Raw genomic sequence first — 16,906 nt, 5'->3', positions numbered from 1 at the left:
CATGGTGGCGTCCGTCCGTGCGCGCCCTGCTTCAGAACCGCTTCTGCCAGGACATTGCCGCGTTGAGTTGCGAGTGAGTCACCTTGAGCGGCGCGGACGTGTTCGGCTGGCTCGTATTCGTCAACGTCTTTTGCAGCGCATACGACAGCGCGAAATCCACCTGATCGTTCTTGCTGAACGCATACGAGACACCACCCGTCACGCTCGTGGTGGGAATGGCCGGTATGACCGCGAACAGCGTGTTGTTCGGAATGGCCTCCTGCGCATAGTGGAAGCCCGCGCGGAACGCGAGGCTCGCGTTGTAGCGGTATTCCGCGCCGATCGCGAACACGTTGATGTCGCGGTAATTCTGCGGCAACGAGAGGTTGAGGTTCGCCCCGCTGCCCGACTGCACGAAGGTCACGTTGATGTCCTTCATCACGCTGGCGAGAAACACGCGCTGATAGTCGGCCGACACGCTCCAGTGGTCGTTGAAACGGTGGCTGAGGCCCGCCGTGAACTGCGCCGGCATCTCGAAGTTATGGACCGTCACCTCGCCCGAAAGCGGAATGTTCCCCGCAACGGAACTCACGGCGGACAACGTTGCGTGGCCGCCCAGGTCCCCCACGTGGGTCTTGAAGTTGTACGCCATGCCCAACACGGTGTCCGGCGTGAGCCGATACGTGAGGCCCAGCTTGCCGCCTATCCCCCATGCGTCGACGCCGCCGCCCACTATGCCGTTGTGCGAGAAATTGATGTAGCCGCCCGAGAGCCCCGGCACGCTGGCCAGGGTGGGCAGCAGCGTGCCCGAGGCACGGCGCTGCGCCGCAAGCGTGCCGATCTGCGAGGCGTCCAGCAGCATGCCGAGGTTCAGCGACGTCCACACGGCGTCCAACGAACCGCCGACGGTGAGTTTGTCCGTAACGTCGTACGAGAGGGCAAACGGAATGCGCAACACGAGCAGCCGCGAGAAATTGTCGAAGCCGGTATCGATGCCGTTGGTCGTGGTGCGCGACAGAAAACTGCTGCCGCCGAACTGCGTGCCCAGCCCGCCTTCGGCAAACGCGCCCACGCCGAACGCGTAGCGCCCGTGGCGGTACACGAACGCGGTCTCCGGCGCGAAGTACGGACCGTTGTTGTTGCCGTGATTGCCTGACGTCGCCGTTTCACCCGTGGCCGTATTGGTGGCCTTGATGTCGGTGGTGACGATGTCGAGGCCCAGGTCGACGTAGCGTCCGTCGCTCATCATGCCGAGCGTGGCGGGGTTCAGCATCATCGCGGCGGGGCCGACGTTGTACGCCACCCCGCTTCCACCCATGGCGCGCGAGACAGGGCCGAAGCCTTCGAGGTTGAATACGTCTGTCGCCAGCGCACGACCGGCCCATACCGCCATGCATAGCGCGACCGCTACACGAATGCCATTACCTTTCACATCTGTCTCCTTATGTCTATATTTAGTAATGCATAATACATACGATGCTACTGGCCACGATGATTGCGGCTAACGACTACGCGGCTTCCGAAGGCGGATCGCCCGCTTCGCTGAAATGGTCGATCACAAGGCGGTTAAAGCGTGCAGCGTGTTCGATCTGTGTCCAGTGGCCGCATTGACCAAACACGTGAAGCTGAGCCCGGGGAATCAGCTCGGCGAGGCGCAGCGAAGAAGTGAGCGGAATGACCTTGTCCTCTCGGCCGTGAACGATCAGCGTTTCGTGCGAAATGGCGCGAATCGCCTGCTCCGGGCTCGCGAGCGCATCCACCCAGCGTTGGCGCGGCGCCGGAAACAGGTTGGCGAATGACTCCTGGTAGCCCGGCTGCACGCTCGCTTCGTAGCGCAGCTTCGCCAGATCGTCGTTCACCAGTGTGCGGTCATAGGCGAAGATGTCGAGCAGCGCGCGCATGTTTTCGATCGACGGCGTATAGCCCCACACCGCATCCAGCCCCTCCGTGATGCGAAATGCGGTGCCGGCGCTTCCCATCAGCACGAGCCGGCCCACGCGTTGGGGCGCTTCGATCGTCAATGCGAGTGCGAGTGCCCCGCCGAACGAGTTGCCCACCACGTGCGCACGCTCCACGCCCAGCACATCGAGCAAGCCCAAGAGGTGCGCCGCCCAGTTCTCCATCGAGTAGCGAAATCCCGCCGGGCGTTCCGTGTCGCCGAAGCCCACCATGTCCGGCGCGATCACGCGAAAACGTTGCGCGAACGCCGGCATGGTGAGCCGCCAGTTCGCAAGGGCCGTGACGCCAGGCCCCGAGCCGTGGATCAACAACACCACGGGCCCTTCGCCCACGTCGTGGTAGTGCGTGCGTATGCCGTTGGCAACAATGCTTTTTGCCGCTTGAGGTTGGGTCTGCATGGAGGAGTCCGACGAAAAGGGAGGAATGGGCGCCGCACGGCATGCGGCGCCTCGTAATCAGCGTCCGCGCTTTTTCGCGCTCTGCCCGCCGATGCCGAAGTGCTCCTTCGGCATTTCGACGATGATGACGCGCACCGATTCGAGCGGCGCGTCGATGGCGCGATGAATCGCCTCGCTGACCTCGGCGATCAGCCGCTCCTTCTTTTCGTCGTCGCGACCTTCCAGGATGTAAAGCTGGGCAATGGGCACAATGGCCTCCTTGTCAGATGAAGCGCAGTCCGGTGGAACCCATTCCCTGGACGCGCAATGTGATGTTGTCGCCGGTCTCGACCGCCACCGCTTCCGTGATGCCGCCCGAAAGAATGAGGCTGCCTGCCGGAATCGATTCGCCGCGTGCGCCGAGATGGTTCGCGAGCATGGCAATGGCCGCGGCCGGATGCCCGAGGACGGCGGCGCCTGCGCCGAACGCGACCGGCTCGCCATTCTTTTCCATGACGATGCCGATCGTGCGCAAGTCCACGCCCTCCACGGCAAGCGGCTGGCCGCCCACAACAAAGCGTGCGGCCGACGTATTGTCGGCCACCACGCTCTTCAGGTCGAACTTGAAGTCGCGGTAACGGCTGTCGATGACTTCGATGCCTGGCAGAACGAAGTCTGTTGCGGCCAGCACGTTGCCGATGTGGCAGCCGGGTCCCTTCAGTTCCGCGCGCGTAACGAAGGCGATCTCCGGCTCCACCTTCGGGTGAATGAGTTCGTTTGCGCGACAGACGCCGCCGTCTTCAATCGCGAACGTATCCATGAGATAGCCGAAGACGGGCGTGTCCACGCCCATCTGGCGCATCTTCGCGTGCGACGTCAGTCCCGCCTTGTACCCGACGAGCCGCGCGCCGCGCACGAGATGCCGCTGCCGCATGGCGTCCTGCACCGCGTAGGCGTCGCCCCAATCCATGGTGGGCCAGGTGTCGGTGATCTTCACGGTGTCGCGCGCGTGAAGGGCGCACTCGTCGAGGTGCGCCGCGAGCGATTGAATGGTGTCGATGGGCAGGTTCATGCGGCTTCCTTGCGGGCGGCCTGTTCGCGGGCCTTCTTCAGCGTGAGCGCGGTGTCTTCGATCATGTCTTCCTGGCCGCCCACCATGCCGCGCCGGCCCAGTTCGACCAGAATGTCGCGCGCCGGGATACCGTACTTCTCGCCCGCGCGCTTGGCGAACAGCAGGAACGAGCCGTACACGCCCGCATAGCCGAGCGTGAGCGAATCGCGGTCGATGCGAATGGGGAAGTCCATCATGGGCACCACGAGGTCTTCGGCCACGTCCTGAATCTTCCAGACGTCCACGCCGGTTTCGATGCCCATGCGGTCGCACACGGCCACGAACACTTCGAGCGGCGTGTTGCCCGCACCGGCGCCGAGCCCCGCGGCGGCACCGTCGATGCGGTTCGCGCCGCATTCGATGGCGGCCAGCGAATTCGCCACGCCCATCGCCAGGTTGTGGTGACCGTGAAAGCCCAGTTCGGTCTCCGGCTTCAGCGCGTCGCGCACCGCGGTAAGACGCACCTTGACGTCGTCGGGCAGCATGTAGCCCGCCGAGTCCGTGATGTAGATGCAGTTCGCGCCATACCCTTCCATCAGCTTCGCCTGCTTCACGAGGCCCTCGGGGCTATTCATGTGGCTCATCATCAGAAAGCCGACGGTGTCCATCTCGAGCTTGCGGGCGAGCGTGATGTGCTGCTCCGACACGTCGGCTTCAGTGCAGTGCGTGGCCACGCGAATGGTATGCACGCCGAGTCTGTGCGCCATCCTCAGATGATCGACCGTGCCGATACCCGGCAGCAGCAGCGCCGACACCTTCGCGCGCTTGAGCAACGGAATCACGGCGCCGAGATACGCTTCGTCCGTGTGCGCGGGGAAGCCGTAGTTCACCGACGACCCACCCAGGCCGTCGCCGTGCGTCACTTCGATGAGGGGCACGCCGGCATCGTCCAGCCCCTGGGCGATGCTGCGCATCTGATCGAGCGTCATTTGGTGACGTTTGGGGTGCATACCGTCGCGCAGCGTCATGTCGTGCACGGTAATGCGCTTGCCTTTGAGATTCATGGCGTTTCCTTTATTCAGCGATGTTCGGTTGCGTCCAGGCCGCGAATGTCCGCACTCAGGCGGCCGCGCCTTCCACGGGCGCAAGCGTGATGCGGCCTGCGATCAGTTCTTCGGCGAACATCTCCGCCGTGCGTGCCGCCGCCGCGGTCATGATGTCGAGATTGCCGGCGTAGCGCGGCAGGTAGTCGCCGAGTCCCGCCACCTCCAGATAGACGGACACGCGTTTGCCGTCAAACACGGGGCCGTTCACCAGCCGGTAGCCGGGCACGTAGCGTTGCACCTCTTCGATCATCGCGAGAATGGAGTCGGTGATGCGCGCTTCGTCGGGCGTATCCGCTGTCAGGCAATGGACGGTGTCGCGCATGATGAGCGGCGGATCGGCCGGATTGATGACGATGATCGCCTTGCCCTCTTTCGCACCGCCCACGCGCGCCACCGCGGCTGCCGTGGTGCGCGTGAACTCGTCGATGTTCTTGCGCGTGCCCGGCCCGGCCGAGCGTGACGAGACGGTCGCAATGATCTCCGCGTAATCCACGGGCTGCACGCGCGAAACGGCATACACCATCGGAATGGTGGCCTGGCCGCCGCACGTCACCATGTTCACGTTCATCTCGCGTTTGCCGATGTGCTGCTTGAGATTGACAGGTGGTACGCAGTACGGACCAATGGCCGCCGGTGTGAGGTCGATCATCATCACGCCGAGTTCGTTGAGCTTGCGGCTGTTTTCGGCGTGCACATAGGCGCTCGTGGCGTCGAAGGCGATCTGCACGTTGTCGGCCTTCACGTGCGGAAGCAGGCCGTCCACGCCCTCCGCCGTGGTCTGGATGCCCAGTTCGCGGGCCCGTTTGAGGCCGTCGGAGTCGGGGTCGATGCCCACCATCCAGACGGGCTCCAGCACTGGGCTGCGCTGCAGTTTCGCGAGCAGGTCCGTCCCGATGTTGCCTGGGCCAATCAACGCGCAACGGATTTTCTGTGTCATGGGAAATGTCCTTTGAATGACGATGGGGTTCAACCGAAGCGCACCGAACACGCGCCGATGCCGCCAATCGCAAGGCGGAAGTTGTCGCCGGCCTTGACGGGCGCCATGGCAGCGAGCGCGCCGGAGAGCACCACTTCGCCGGCCTTGAGCGGAATGCCGAGCCGGCCCAGCGTATTGGCAAGCCAGGCCACGGCGTTGACGGGCGAGCCGAGCGCCGCCGCGCCCGCGCCGGTGCCGATCACCTCGCCGTTCTTTTCCAGCACCATGCCGCAGGTGGCCAGATCCACGGCACGTGCGGATACCGCGCGGTCGCCGAGCACGAACACACCGCACGAGGCGTTATCCGCCACGGTGTCCTGAATGCGGATCTTCCAGTCTCGAATACGCGAATCGACAATCTCGAAGCACGGCATCACGCATTCGGTGGCAGCCAGCACCATCGCGTTGGTGATGCCCGGGCCGAGCAGGTCCTTCTTCAACACGAAGGCAATCTCCCCTTCGGCCTTCGGCTGGATCAGCGTGTTCACGGCAATGCTCTCGCCCTCGCCGTACACCATGCCCGAGAGCAGATAGCCGAAGTCGGGCTGATAGACGCCGAGCATGTCCATAACAGCTTTCGACGTCACCCCGATCTTCTTGCCCACCACCGTTTCGCCTGCATCCAGCCGGCGCTGCACCATGCGCTGCTGGACGTGATAAGCGTCTTCGATGGACATGTCGGGATAACTGTCGGTGAGCGGCGCAACCGTTTCGCGCGCGTTCAACGCGCCGTAGAGCCTGTCGCCAAGCTCGGCAATCAACGTGGATTCCATGAGTCTTCCGGGTGGCAGGGTTGATCAAATGCGCGCATCACAGCTTCACGCACACGTTCTTGAGTTCCGTGTAGAACTCCAGCGAATGCACGCCGCCTTCGCGGCCGATGCCCGACTGCTTCGCGCCCCCGAACGGTGTGCGCAGGTCGCGCAGAAACCACGAGTTGACCCAGGCGATGCCCACCTCGATCGAAGCGGCCACGCGATGCGCACGCGCGAGATGCGTGGTCCAGATGGCCGTTGCAAGGCCGTATGCATTGTCGTTTGTACGCCGAATCACTTCCTGCTCGGAATCGAACGGCATGATGAGCGCGCACGGGCCGAAGATTTCTTCGCGAGCAATGGGCGAATCGTCGCCCAGGCCGGTCCAGAGCGTGGGCTGCACCCAGGCGCCCTCTTTCAGGTCGCCGGGCATGTCGGGCACGCCACCGCCCGTCACGACAGTCGCGCCCAGTTCGGCAGCCTTCGCGTAGTACGACAGCACCTTGCGGCGATGCTCTTCGCTGATGAGCGGACCGAGGCCCGTGGCCGGGTCTTCGGGTCGGCCGATGCGCAGCGCTTCGGCTCCCGCCTTGAGCGCGGCGACGAAGCGCTCGAAGATGGGCCGCTCCACATAGACGCGCTCCGTGCCAAGACACACCTGCCCCGCATTGGCGAAGCACGAGCGCAACGTGCCTTCCACGGCCGCGTCGAAATCGCAGTCGGCGAACACGATGGCCGCGTTCTTGCCGCCCATCTCGAGACTCACCGGCCGCGCGCCGTCCGCGGCGGCCTTCATGATGGCCGCGCCCGTGCGCGTTTCGCCTGTAAACGTGATGGCGTTGACGCCCGGGTGCGTGGTCAAAAACTCGCCGGCCGAACCGGGACCGAAACCATGCACGACGTTGTAGACGCCGCGCGGCACGCCGGCCGCGTTCATGACCTCGCCGAGCAACGCAGCCGTTTGCGGCGTTTCTTCCGAAGGCTTCACCACCACCGTATTGCCGCAGGCGAGTGCGGGCCCGACCTTCCACGTCATGAGCAGCAGCGGCAGGTTCCACGGGCAGATCACGCCCACCACGCCGACCGGGCGGCGCATGGCGTAGTTGATCGCGCCTGCGCCGTCAGGCGTCGCCATTTCGAAGCACTCGGTGGGCACATTCTTCACCACGTCGGCGAAGATCCGGAAGTTGGCCGCGCCGCGCGGAATGTCGAGGTGCCGCGCGAGGCTCATGGGCTTGCCGGTGTCGGCCACTTCAGCGGCGAGGAAGTCGTCGAAGCGACGGTTGATGCCGTCTGCCAGCGCGTACAGCACGTCGACGCGCTCCGTCACCGTCATCGTGCCCCACGGCCCATGCAACGCGTTGCGTGCGGCCTGCACCGCCGCATCCACCTGCTCGCGGCCCGCTTCCGCCACACGGGCGATCACGGCGTGATCGAGTGGCGAGCGCTTGTCGAACCAGCGCACACCGTCCCGATACTGGCCGTCGATGAAATTGCGGATGAGTGGAATGCCGCTGTCGGCGGCGTCGGCTGCGCTCGCGCTATGCGACGCGGCCCTCGGTTCTGTCGTCAGCATGATCGTTTATGCAATGTGTTCGTGTTCGTTCATAACGCCGGGAAACAGGCCGCCGCCTGAAACAACGGGTTTCGGCAGCGGCGCGACGCCCTCAGGTGTACACGCTCGTGAAGGCTTCGTTTAGCTCGCCTGAGTGGAAGAAGATGCCGCGGCCAAGATGGTCTTCGGTCCACGTGGTGACGGGACGGTCCGGCTGCGCCATGTAGCCGAGCCCCGCAAAGGTTTCGTTGCGGTTGCCGCTCGGGTCGAAGAAATAGATGGTCGTGCCGCGCGTAATACCGTGACGCGTGGGCGCCACGTCGATCTTCACCTTGTTCTTCGCCATGACGTCCGCGGACTTCAGCACGTCGGCCCAGTCGTCGAGGAAGAACGCGATGTGATGCAGGCCATTCGTCGGGCCACCCACGAACGCGATGTCATGCGGCGTCGAGCTGCGAAACAGCCACGTGGCAGCCTGAATGCTGTTGCCCGGCCCCACCATCACCTGCTCGGCCAGATGAAAGTCGAGACACGCCTGCATGAACTGCGTGTTCTCCGCCACGCGGTTGATGCCTGCCTCCGGGTTCAGTTCGCACATGAGCAGACAGTGGTCGAGCCAATGAACGCCGGAGCCCTTGATGTCGTCGGGCCACGGGTCGGGGTTGAGCGACCCGACGTCGGTGCCCACCTGTTCCTTGTATGCGTAGAGGCGCATGTCGTGGCCGCTCGGCAAGTTGAATTGCAGCATGCGGCCCGTTGCGGGCAGCGTGCCTTCGGGCAGCATCTGCGTACGGATACCGTAGGCTTCGATGCGCTCCTTCAAGACATCGAGATCGGCATCCTTCTCCACCTTGTAGGCCACGTGGCTCAGGCCCGCGTGGTCGGACGGGCTCAGAATGAGCGAGTATCTGTCCCATTCGTCCCAGCACTTGAGGTACACGTTGCCCGCGTTGTCGCGGAATGTCTCCTTCAGGCCCAGCACGTTCTGGTAATGCCTGAGCGCCGCATCCATGTCCATGACCCGCAGGTTGGCATGGCCGATTCGCATCACACCCATGGTGTCTCTCCTCCGTTTCTGTCTAGTCGGTATAACTAACGGGATGCCTCGCAGGCGAATCCCTTGAAAAACGGCTTTTGCATCTTGCCGGCTACTTCCAGCTCCACGTCGCACTGCGGAGCGATCCGGCAAGCCAGCGAGTAGCCGGCCTCTTCTTCCTCCACGCTCACATGCGCCCGGCTGACCGGCCCCAGCTTGCGGACTTCCCCGCGCAGCACGCGCACCTTGCACACGCCGCAGCCGCCGTTCAGGCAGCCGACGGGAATGCCCCGCCGCCCCAGGCGGGCCATGCCCGCGAGCAGTGACTCGTCCACCGCGCAGGGGTAGTGCTCGCCAGTCTGCGTGAGGGTGACAGCCACCTTCGGCTCGCTCGCGTCCATGTCAGACCTTCCTGAAGAGCGGGCTGCGCACCTGCTGCACGTCCGCTGCCGAAATGAACTTCTCGTGGTAGATATCGCCTTCGAAGAGCCGCCCCTGCATGAGCGTCGTGATGCACGCGTCGATCATGGCGGGCGGCCCGCAGAGGTACGCCTTGTGCCCCGCGAAGTTGTTGTCGAAGTGGGCCTTCGCCGCTTCGTGAACGAAGCCGTGTGCCACGTCGCCGCGCCCTTGCGCTCCTTTTTCCGCGGCGCCTTCCGACAGCGCGGGCACGTAGCGGAAGTTCGGGTATTGCCGCGCCAGTTCGCGGAACGCGGCGTCGTAGTAGAGTTCGGCCGCGTTGCGCTGACCGTAGACCAGCGTGATGGATTCGGTCGCTCCGCCTTGCAGCAGATCGAGAATCATCGAGCGCGGACTCGACAGGCCCGAGCCACCCGCCATGAAAATCATGGGCAGGTGTGCCGACTTGCGCACGAAGAAGCGCCCGTAGGGACCCGATAACGTCACCCTGTCACCCACCCCGAGTTGCTCATGCAGATACGCGGTGCCGACGCCGCCCGGAACCTGCCGCACGTTCAGTTCGATTTCGCCGGTCGCCGCAACGTCGGCCGGCGCATTCGCGATGGAAAACGCGCGGCTCTGATGCAGGTCCGGAATCTCGAGCTGCACGTACTGGCCTGCCTGGAAGTGGAGCGCGTCGTCGAGCCGTAGATAGATGGCCTTGATGGTGGGCGTGAGCTGGACGATGCGCGACACTTCCGCGCTGAAGTCCTTTACAGGAATCACTTCGGCGTCCGGATCTTCTTCCACGTCCGCTTCGATCACGGCGTCGGTGGTGAGCGTGGCACAGCAGGCGAGCGCCTTGCGTTCTTCGCGTTCGAAGTCCATCAGGGCGAACGGATTGGCGTCGCCCAGATCGGCCTCCCCGTCGAGAATCGCGACCTTGCACGTTCCGCACAGGCCGTGGCCGCAGGCGTGCGGAATATAGATGCCCTGGCGCAGTGCGGCATCGAGAATGGTCTGCCCTTCCTCGACTTCGATGGTGGCGCCCAGCGGTTCGATAGTCAGTTGATGGCTCATGATGATCGCTACGTCGAAACTTCAGGTGAGGCTGCTCACGAGCCACTGATACCGGCCAATCCCGGCGTGCGAAACCGGATCAGGTCCTTGTGACCGATACCGTTTTCCGCCAGCGTCTTCGCGTTGTCGGGCTGAAACGCCTTGCCGGATTTGAGCCACTGAACGTGATTCCAGTCGATCTTCGCGAAGTCCGGGTGATAGCCGTAGATGCCCGGCAGAATTTGCGCGGCGAGCGCCCCGAAGGGCGTGTGCGGCGGCACCGGCAGGCAGAACGGCGCCGGGAACATGAGGTGGTCTTCCCAGGCCACGTAGAGCAGCGGCGCCGGAAATTTCTCCACCGTGTCCTGCGGAGCGAAGCGGTAGGGTTTGAGTGCGACGACGGTCATAGCGGTCTCCTGCCGGTCAGTTGCCCGTAGCCTGGCCGCGCCAGACTGCGAAGTTCTTCTGGTCTTCGGATCCTTCGAAGTCCTTGTTGTCGTGCTCGCTGACCTCGTAGTAGTCGAGCACGGCTGCGAGCGGATCGAAGCCTTCCACGGTGGGGTCCGTGCCCGGCTTGAAGCAGTGGCCCTGATAGATCTGGTGCACCGGCAGCCACGACTGCACGTACTTCTCGGGCTCGTGATCGAAGATTTCTTTGCAGTGGTCGCTGCAGAAGTGATAGCGGTTGCCCAGGTAGTCGGACTCGCGTGCGCAGAGCTTCTTCGCGTCGCCGGGTTCCGTGAACAGCATCGGAATCTGGCAGGTCTGGCACAGCATGGGCAGTGTCTTCACGTAGAAGCGCTCGTCCGCCTGCGCACGCTCGCGCCAGTGATCGAAGCGCGGCCGGTAGAGCGCATCGAAGCTCTCGGGATACTTCGCAGCAAGCCACGTCATTTCGTCTTCGCGCGGCAGCCACGTGTGGAACGGTGCCGCTGCGCCGAAGCTGTAGAAGGTGGCCCACGCCTGGTGGCTGATGTGGTCTTTGCCTTCGCACGCGTCTTTCCAGCCCTTCGGTTCGCGAATGCCGTAGCGGGCCAGGTCGCGGAACAGCGCACCGCCGTTCTGCTCGGCATACATCTCCCACGCCTCTTTCCAGCTCATGACGCGCTTGGGCTGCATGTAGTCCATCATCATCGCCACGAGCGTGAGCAACCGGTAGCCGCGCCAGAACCACTTGTCGATCCAGCGCTGCACGATGGGCACGTTGCCCGGGTCCTGCTCGAGCATGAACTTGATGCATTCGATGCCGAGCGTCATGTGACGCGATTCGTCGGACTGCGCCGAAAAGCCGAACGTCACCGTGGACATGTCGCCGTTGTAGGCCGCGCCCGACATGAAAGGCACGAACAGCAGATTGGTCAGCACGTACTCGAACGAGAAGCTCACCGCCGTGAGGAACTCGAAGGGTCCGGCCGTGCACGCATCTTCGAAGAACGACTTCGGCACGGAGAGGTACCAGACGCGATCGAACCAGTGGTTCGAGTGGTGCATGCCGTTGAAGAACCGGTTGTACGTCGACATGGCGTGCGTTTCGGTCTGGTAGTGACGCAGTTCGTCGATGGACTGCATCTGGCACGCCACCCGCGCGCCCTCGCCGGTGAAGTGGCGGCCCACGTGCGCGAAGCCGCGGTGCGCGTAATACTCGAGCGGCGTCACGCCCTGAATGAAGAGCTTGAGCGCGTTGATGTAGCGGGCGTCGGTCACGCCCAGAAAGGCGTTGTTCTGCGTGAACGCGTCGATCACCGCGTACAGCTTCTTTTCCTTTTCGCCCTGGTATTTCCAGTAGGCGTCCATGGTGAGGCGGAACGGGTCCACCCATTTGTCCCAGTCGTGAATCTTGATGCCCTCGTACTGATCGTACGGGAACACCTTTTCCATGGGCTGATACGAAGTCTCCCAGCCGAGACCGCGGGTCATGGCCGCGTAGCGTTCTTTCAGGCCGAGTTTCTTTTTCAGCACGGGCGTGTCCATTCGTGTCTCCTTCCCTCTCGATTCGATGCTCTGTCGTTTAGTGTTTCCAGCTCAGCGTCAACTCATCGTCGTCTTCGTCGATATGGCCGGACAACGTGATGAGGTTCACATGCAGCTGCTGCAGGTTGAAGCGCGTGCCGGTCAGGTTCTCGATGGTTTCGCGGCGGATGGTGAGACGCCCCGGCGCATCGATCTTGACCATGCCGGGAGACTCCACGGCAACGGCGCTGGGGTTGTCCGCGAGGATGGCTTCGACAATCTGTCTGGACTCCTCATTGGCCTGAAAGGCGATGAATACGTTCGACATGAAATGTTCCTGATTTGGGGGCGTTCGGTGAATGGATGGCGGCCGGTTCGTGGCACGGCGACTTCAAGACTCGACGCCCAGCTTCGCGAGCCGCGTGCGCAACTGCTGGCGCACCTCGTCGAGCACGCTGTGCCCGCGCCCCGGGAACGCCAGTTCGGCAACCGGCAGCAGCGCCGCGGCAGCCTGCGCTTCCCAGTGGCTCACCCATTGGGTGAGCAACGCCTTGTTGTCTTCCGATTCGGCGGCCATCGTCTTCACGACCGCGTCGATCCAGCGTGCCGACTCGTCGTGCCATTCCGGCATGAACGACGTGAGCATGGCCACCGCGCTGCCGCCGGCCAGCGCCACGTAACCATCGACGAAGCGGTCATAGACGAGCGGATACAGCAGGCCGTCCAGCACGACGTTTTGCGCCACGTAAAGCTCCACTGGGTCGGCGAGCACCAGCGTGTCTTCGACGTAGCGGCGCAGCGTCTGCCAAGCGGGGTCGTTCATCCAGGCGTCTTTGGCCTCGTCAAGCGCGTCGGAGCCGGACATCGAGAGCGCGAGGCGCGTCAGATACTGCGCGACCCCCAGGTTGTCCATCGCGTGAAACATGGACGGCGCGGTGAACGCCGTGCCGTAGCCCACGGCGCAGATCTGCGAGTTGTTCATGTTCGCGCCCCACGCCACGTGGCGCAACGGCACGAGCACGCGCAACGCATGCGCCGTGAGGCTTTCCGGCATGAGCGCGAACATACCGCGCGATTCGACGAATTCGAAGTTCGCTTCCATCGTGTCCTGCTGACGGGCACGCGTCATCGTCCACGATGCGTAGTAGAACTGACGGGGGTCTTTCAGCGCATACCAGTTCTCCATGCGAATCGCGGTGCGCGCCCTGTCGAACAGTTCGTGCTCCGGGTCCCAGGTGGGCCGGTAGTGGAAGTTCGCCGCCGGCTGCGCGCCCATGGTGCCTTCCTGATAGCGCGAAGCGGTCTTGTCGCCGCCGATGTATTGCGCCACGTGCGCATACGTGTGCCGCAGCGGCTTGATGTCCACTGTTTTCAGATCGATCGTCACTGCCTGCTCCTGCTGGTCATGGGTTCGCCTTCTGCCGTGAGCCGCACGACGTTCTGCGCAACGCAGAACTCTTCGAACGCGGCTCGCGGCAACATCAGTTCGACGCAAAGCTCAGGAATGCCGACGGAAAATTCGAACTCCACGAATCCCCGCCGGTTGATGCCCGTGACCCTGACGAACCTGCGCGTCGGGTCGAATGCGTCGTTGTCTTGCTGCCCGAGTGCCGGATGTCCGGCTACCGGATGTCTGGTCATGGCGCGTGTCTCCTTCATGCCCGGCCCTTCATGCAGCCTCCATGCCACGCGACGGTCTTCAGAACCTAAAATCTCGATAATCGAGGGAAAACACCGAGGACCGAGTACCCCTTTGCAGGCCACAATCAAGGTTAACCCGGGCCGCAATACGCTCCTTTTCGGGCGTCAACGCATTGATTTACATGGTCGTCTCATGTTTTGATGAAGGCCTTCCCGTGCATTTGATGAAATCGTGAAATCGTCGCCCTTTCTCAGGCTGATCAGTTGAGAAAACGGAAAATCTCGACGAAGGAGACAAGATGCCGCCCCAACCCGCCCCCTTTCCCTCTGACGCAGACCTGCGGCGGCTCATCCATTTTTCGGCCGCCGACGGCCGTATCTGGCTGGGCGACCAGCGCATGGTGCTGATCCACGCGGCCGCGCTGGGCGCGCTCAGGAAAGAGATGATGGAAAGCGTGGGGCCGGCGCCCACGCGCCGCTATTTCACGCGTGCGGGATTCGCCGCAGGCGAGCGCGACGCCGTGCTTGCGCGCGAAATACGCGGCAATGCATCGCTCTACGACATGTTCGCCGTGGGCCCGCAGCTCCATATGCTCGAAGGCGCGGCGCAGGTCGCGCCGGTGCGCTTCGACGTCGATGTGGAAACGGGGCATTTTTTTGGCGAATTCCGGTGGGAGCATTCGTGGGAAGCGGAAGTGCACCGGCGCGCCTTCGGTCTGCAAACCGAGCCCGTGTGCTGGATGCTCATCGGCTATGCGTCCGGCTACACCAGCGCATTCATGGGTCGCACCATCCTGTTTCGCGAAACCGCCTGCACGTGCAAGGGCGACACGCATTGCCTGATCGTCGGCAAGCCGCTCGAAGAGTGGGACGATGCTGAAGAGCTTGGCTCGTGGTTCAAGGCCGAATCGCTGCTCAATACGATCCGGAGCCTGCAAACCGAGGTGGAGTCGCTGCGACTCGAGATCGAGCCGGACGCGAATCGTACGGAATTGACGGGACAATCCGAAACGTTTCGGCATGCATATGAATTGTTGCAGACGGCGGCACCCACGAAAGTGACCGTGCTGCTCACCGGCGAAACCGGTGTGGGCAAAGAGCGCTTCGCCCGCGCGCTGCATGCGCTGAGTCCTCGCGCGGACAAGCCGTTCGTGGCCGTCAACTGCGCTGCGATTCCCCATGCGCTCATCGAATCCGAACTGTTCGGCGCGGAGAAAGGCGCATACACGGGCTCGCAGGCCGCGCGGCCGGGCCGTTTCGAGCGCGCCGAGGGCGGCACGCTCTTTCTCGATGAAATCGGCGAATTGCCCATGGACGTGCAGGCCAAGCTGCTGCGTGCTATCCAGGAAGGCGAAATCGAACGGCTGGGTTCCACACAGGGCCGTCGCATCGACGTGCGTCTTGTCGCCGCGACCAATCAGGACCTGGGGCGCGCCGTGCAGGAAGGCCGCTTTCGCGCGGACCTGTATTACCGCATCAACGTCTACCCTGTGGTTATCCCGCCGCTGCGCGAACGCCAGGGCGATATCGAAGCACTGGCACAAACCATGCTGGAACGTTTTGCGCGCCTGCACGGCAAGCCGGTGCCGAAGTTGACCGATCACGCCTGCGAGGCGCTACGCAATCACGCATGGCCAGGCAATGTGCGTGAACTGGAGAATCTCGTGGAGCGAGCGGTGATCTTGTCGCGGCCGAACCGCGACATCGAGGCAAGGGACCTGTTCCCGGGCATCACGCTGCCCGCGGGCGCTTCCGTGGACCGGCGCGGGCTCATTACCGAAGGCCGGACGCTCCCAGTAGACTGCCGGGCGCTGCTCGAACAGTTGCAGAACTCGGGTGCGGGGCTGGACGGTCTTGAACGCGCCTTGCTGCGCGAGGCGGTGGACCGCGCGGACGGCAATCTTTCCGCGGCCGCGCGCATGCTCGGACTCACACGGCCTCAGCTCAGCTATCGCCTCAGCCGGGACCATGACAAGGAGAATCAGCAATCGTGAGTACAACCGATCCGGTGCATCCGCTCAGCCTCGCCTTCGCGATCGGGTCCGTGCCGCACGCCGATGCCGGCGCGTCCGCCATGCAGGCGCTTGCAGACGAAGCCAATGGCGCGCACGCCCGCACCTTGGGCGAACAGGCTTATCACCAGTTGCGCCAGCACATCATCGAAGGTCGCTATCCGCCGGGCACGAAGTTGCGCGTGGAACATCTGAAGGACGTGTACGGCGTGGGTGCCGGCACGCTGCGCGAAGCGCTCACGCGGCTCGTGAGCGATGCACTCGTGGTGGCCGAAGGCCAGCGCGGATTCCGCGTCATGCCGATGTCGCTTGCGGACCTCGAAGACATCACGCGTCTGCGCATTCACATCGAAGTGGACGCATTGCGCCAATCCGTGCGTCATGGCGACGACGCCTGGGAGCAGCGTGTGCGCCAAAGCTTCGAAGTGCTTTCCGGTTTCGAGCAACCTGTGTCCGTCGAAAACCGTCCCGCCTGGGAAGTGCATAACCGTCGCTTCCACGAGGAGTTGATCTCGGCGGCCGCGTCGCCGTGGACCTACCTCGTGCTGCGCATCCTGTCCCAGCATGGCGAGCGTTATCGCCGCGTCTGCATCGGGCTTGAAGACTCGCATCGCGACGTGCACGAAGAGCATCTGCGGATTTTCGAAGCCGCTATGCAGCGAGCCGACGCGCGCGCGGCGCTCGCACTGGAAGACCACATCAGTACGACATTGAGCATCGTGAAAAGAGCGCCGGCGGGCACGCTGCCGTTCGACCGTTGATGTCGCTGCCGCACGCCGGCACGCCGGAAAACCGGCACGAAACGCAGAGTTGGCCGGTATCGGGCATCGTCTTTCGACGCTGTGCGCACGAATCGTCTTGTGAATGCAGCATGGCCCGAATTCGCGTGATGCGAATGGCGCCGAAGCTTGTCCCCGCGAAGCATCCCGATAAAAGCGCGGCGAAGCCCTGAATTTTCCCGCCGATTTGCCGATAATCCAGCTGGAAGCCCGCGCATTCCAGCCGTACATGCCGGCGGCGCCCTAAACAAGATCGGCACCCTACAAGACGA

Annotated in this window: 18 protein-coding genes; 2 read left to right on the top strand and 16 right to left on the bottom strand. The window is 63.6% G+C overall.

Annotation, left to right across the window (positions count from 1 at the left end):
- Positions 1 to 31 precede the first annotated feature (31 nt).
- The 16 genes from U0042_RS26795 to U0042_RS26720 form a co-directional block, all read right to left on the bottom strand.
- Positions 32 to 1,411: an outer membrane protein transport protein gene (locus U0042_RS26795; RefSeq protein ID WP_114811574.1), complete on the bottom strand. Its 1,380-nt coding sequence runs from the start codon at positions 1,409 to 1,411 to the stop codon at positions 32 to 34.
- Positions 1,412 to 1,487: 76 nt separating this feature from the next.
- The gene (locus U0042_RS26790) at positions 1,488 to 2,336 is read right to left on the bottom strand and encodes an alpha/beta fold hydrolase (protein WP_114811573.1); all 849 of its coding nucleotides are present in this window, start codon (positions 2,334 to 2,336) and stop codon (positions 1,488 to 1,490) included.
- Between the two features lie 57 nt (positions 2,337 to 2,393).
- Positions 2,394 to 2,585 (bottom strand): 2-hydroxymuconate tautomerase, encoded by a 192-nt coding sequence (locus U0042_RS26785; RefSeq protein WP_042301712.1) that lies wholly within the window; start codon positions 2,583 to 2,585, stop codon positions 2,394 to 2,396.
- 13 nt (positions 2,586 to 2,598) lie between these two features.
- Positions 2,599 to 3,387 carry a 2-oxo-3-hexenedioate decarboxylase gene (dmpH, locus tag U0042_RS26780; RefSeq protein ID WP_114811572.1) on the bottom strand — a complete coding sequence of 263 codons (789 nt, stop codon included), beginning with the start codon at positions 3,385 to 3,387 and terminating at the stop codon, positions 2,599 to 2,601.
- Complete coding sequence (gene dmpG / locus U0042_RS26775) at positions 3,384 to 4,430, bottom strand: 4-hydroxy-2-oxovalerate aldolase (RefSeq protein WP_114811571.1); 1,047 nt, start codon at positions 4,428 to 4,430, stop codon at positions 3,384 to 3,386. Before dmpG ends, dmpH begins: the two co-directional genes overlap by 4 nt.
- Positions 4,431 to 4,485: 55 nt before the next feature.
- Positions 4,486 to 5,409 carry an acetaldehyde dehydrogenase (acetylating) gene (locus U0042_RS26770; RefSeq protein WP_114811570.1) on the bottom strand — a complete coding sequence of 308 codons (924 nt, stop codon included), beginning with the start codon at positions 5,407 to 5,409 and terminating at the stop codon, positions 4,486 to 4,488.
- A 29-nt stretch (positions 5,410 to 5,438) separates the two neighbouring features.
- On the bottom strand, positions 5,439 to 6,221 hold the full coding sequence (dmpE, locus tag U0042_RS26765) for a 2-oxopent-4-enoate hydratase (RefSeq protein WP_114811569.1): 783 nt from the start codon (positions 6,219 to 6,221) through the stop codon (positions 5,439 to 5,441).
- A 37-nt stretch (positions 6,222 to 6,258) separates the two neighbouring features.
- Positions 6,259 to 7,779 (bottom strand): 2-hydroxymuconic semialdehyde dehydrogenase, encoded by a 1,521-nt coding sequence (locus U0042_RS26760; RefSeq protein ID WP_232833411.1) that lies wholly within the window; start codon positions 7,777 to 7,779, stop codon positions 6,259 to 6,261.
- A 91-nt stretch (positions 7,780 to 7,870) separates the two neighbouring features.
- Positions 7,871 to 8,815 (bottom strand): catechol 2,3-dioxygenase, encoded by a 945-nt coding sequence (locus U0042_RS26755; RefSeq protein WP_114811568.1) that lies wholly within the window; start codon positions 8,813 to 8,815, stop codon positions 7,871 to 7,873.
- Between the two features lie 35 nt (positions 8,816 to 8,850).
- The gene (locus U0042_RS26750; RefSeq protein WP_114811567.1) at positions 8,851 to 9,195 is read right to left on the bottom strand and encodes a 2Fe-2S iron-sulfur cluster-binding protein; all 345 of its coding nucleotides are present in this window, start codon (positions 9,193 to 9,195) and stop codon (positions 8,851 to 8,853) included.
- Position 9,196: 1 nt separating this feature from the next.
- Positions 9,197 to 10,273 carry an NADH:ubiquinone reductase (Na(+)-transporting) subunit F gene (locus tag U0042_RS26745; protein ID WP_114811566.1) on the bottom strand — a complete coding sequence of 359 codons (1,077 nt, stop codon included), beginning with the start codon at positions 10,271 to 10,273 and terminating at the stop codon, positions 9,197 to 9,199.
- A 35-nt stretch (positions 10,274 to 10,308) separates the two neighbouring features.
- Positions 10,309 to 10,659 (bottom strand): phenol hydroxylase subunit P4, encoded by a 351-nt coding sequence (locus tag U0042_RS26740; RefSeq protein WP_114811565.1) that lies wholly within the window; start codon positions 10,657 to 10,659, stop codon positions 10,309 to 10,311.
- A gap of 16 nt (positions 10,660 to 10,675) precedes the next feature.
- The gene (locus U0042_RS26735; protein ID WP_114811564.1) at positions 10,676 to 12,223 is read right to left on the bottom strand and encodes an aromatic/alkene/methane monooxygenase hydroxylase/oxygenase subunit alpha; all 1,548 of its coding nucleotides are present in this window, start codon (positions 12,221 to 12,223) and stop codon (positions 10,676 to 10,678) included.
- 37 nt (positions 12,224 to 12,260) lie between these two features.
- The gene (locus tag U0042_RS26730) at positions 12,261 to 12,530 is read right to left on the bottom strand and encodes an MmoB/DmpM family protein (protein WP_114811563.1); all 270 of its coding nucleotides are present in this window, start codon (positions 12,528 to 12,530) and stop codon (positions 12,261 to 12,263) included.
- Positions 12,531 to 12,593: 63 nt separating this feature from the next.
- Positions 12,594 to 13,589, bottom strand: coding sequence for an aromatic/alkene monooxygenase hydroxylase subunit beta (locus U0042_RS26725; RefSeq protein WP_114811562.1), 996 nt, complete (start codon positions 13,587 to 13,589; stop codon positions 12,594 to 12,596).
- Positions 13,586 to 13,843: a phenol hydroxylase subunit gene (locus tag U0042_RS26720; protein WP_114811626.1), complete on the bottom strand. Its 258-nt coding sequence runs from the start codon at positions 13,841 to 13,843 to the stop codon at positions 13,586 to 13,588. Before U0042_RS26720 ends, U0042_RS26725 begins: the two co-directional genes overlap by 4 nt.
- A 299-nt stretch (positions 13,844 to 14,142) precedes the next feature.
- Between U0042_RS26720 and U0042_RS26715 the strand changes: the two genes are divergently transcribed.
- Entirely contained in the window at positions 14,143 to 15,837 is a 1,695-nt protein-coding gene (locus tag U0042_RS26715; RefSeq protein ID WP_114811561.1) for a sigma 54-interacting transcriptional regulator, read from the top strand.
- On the top strand, positions 15,834 to 16,616 hold the full coding sequence (locus tag U0042_RS26710) for a GntR family transcriptional regulator (protein ID WP_114811560.1): 783 nt from the start codon (positions 15,834 to 15,836) through the stop codon (positions 16,614 to 16,616). Before U0042_RS26715 ends, U0042_RS26710 begins: the two co-directional genes overlap by 4 nt.
- The last annotated feature ends 290 nt before the right edge of the window (positions 16,617 to 16,906 follow it).

The organism is Paraburkholderia kururiensis (assembly GCF_034424375.1).
Taxonomy (GTDB): Bacteria; Pseudomonadota; Gammaproteobacteria; order Burkholderiales; family Burkholderiaceae; genus Paraburkholderia; species Paraburkholderia kururiensis_A.
The sequence above is the reverse complement of the archived record's forward strand: the minus strand, read 5'-3'. Positions and strand labels throughout refer to the sequence as shown.

Excerpts from the sequence above, each read along its gene's own strand:
- U0042_RS26790 (WP_114811573.1), bottom strand. The coding sequence starts at position 2,336 with ATGCAGACCCAACCTCAAGCGGCAAAAAGCATTGTTGCCAACGGCATA.
- U0042_RS26730 (WP_114811563.1), bottom strand. The coding sequence starts at position 12,530 with ATGTCGAACGTATTCATCGCCTTTCAGGCCAATGAGGAGTCCAGACAG.
- U0042_RS26760 (WP_232833411.1), bottom strand. The coding sequence starts at position 7,779 with ATGCTGACGACAGAACCGAGGGCCGCGTCGCATAGCGCGAGCGCAGCC.
- U0042_RS26770 (WP_114811570.1), bottom strand. The coding sequence starts at position 5,409 with ATGACACAGAAAATCCGTTGCGCGTTGATTGGCCCAGGCAACATCGGG.
- U0042_RS26755 (WP_114811568.1), bottom strand. The coding sequence starts at position 8,815 with ATGGGTGTGATGCGAATCGGCCATGCCAACCTGCGGGTCATGGACATG.
- dmpE (WP_114811569.1), bottom strand. The coding sequence starts at position 6,221 with ATGGAATCCACGTTGATTGCCGAGCTTGGCGACAGGCTCTACGGCGCG.
- U0042_RS26740 (WP_114811565.1), bottom strand. The coding sequence starts at position 10,659 with ATGACCGTCGTCGCACTCAAACCCTACCGCTTCGCTCCGCAGGACACG.
- U0042_RS26750 (WP_114811567.1), bottom strand. The coding sequence starts at position 9,195 with ATGGACGCGAGCGAGCCGAAGGTGGCTGTCACCCTCACGCAGACTGGC.
- U0042_RS26715 (WP_114811561.1), top strand. The coding sequence starts at position 14,143 with ATGCCGCCCCAACCCGCCCCCTTTCCCTCTGACGCAGACCTGCGGCGG.
- dmpH (WP_114811572.1), bottom strand. The coding sequence starts at position 3,387 with ATGAACCTGCCCATCGACACCATTCAATCGCTCGCGGCGCACCTCGAC.
- U0042_RS26735 (WP_114811564.1), bottom strand. The coding sequence starts at position 12,223 with ATGGACACGCCCGTGCTGAAAAAGAAACTCGGCCTGAAAGAACGCTAC.
- U0042_RS26745 (WP_114811566.1), bottom strand. The coding sequence starts at position 10,273 with ATGAGCCATCAACTGACTATCGAACCGCTGGGCGCCACCATCGAAGTC.
- dmpG (WP_114811571.1), bottom strand. The coding sequence starts at position 4,430 with ATGAATCTCAAAGGCAAGCGCATTACCGTGCACGACATGACGCTGCGC.
- U0042_RS26720 (WP_114811626.1), bottom strand. The coding sequence starts at position 13,843 with ATGACCAGACATCCGGTAGCCGGACATCCGGCACTCGGGCAGCAAGAC.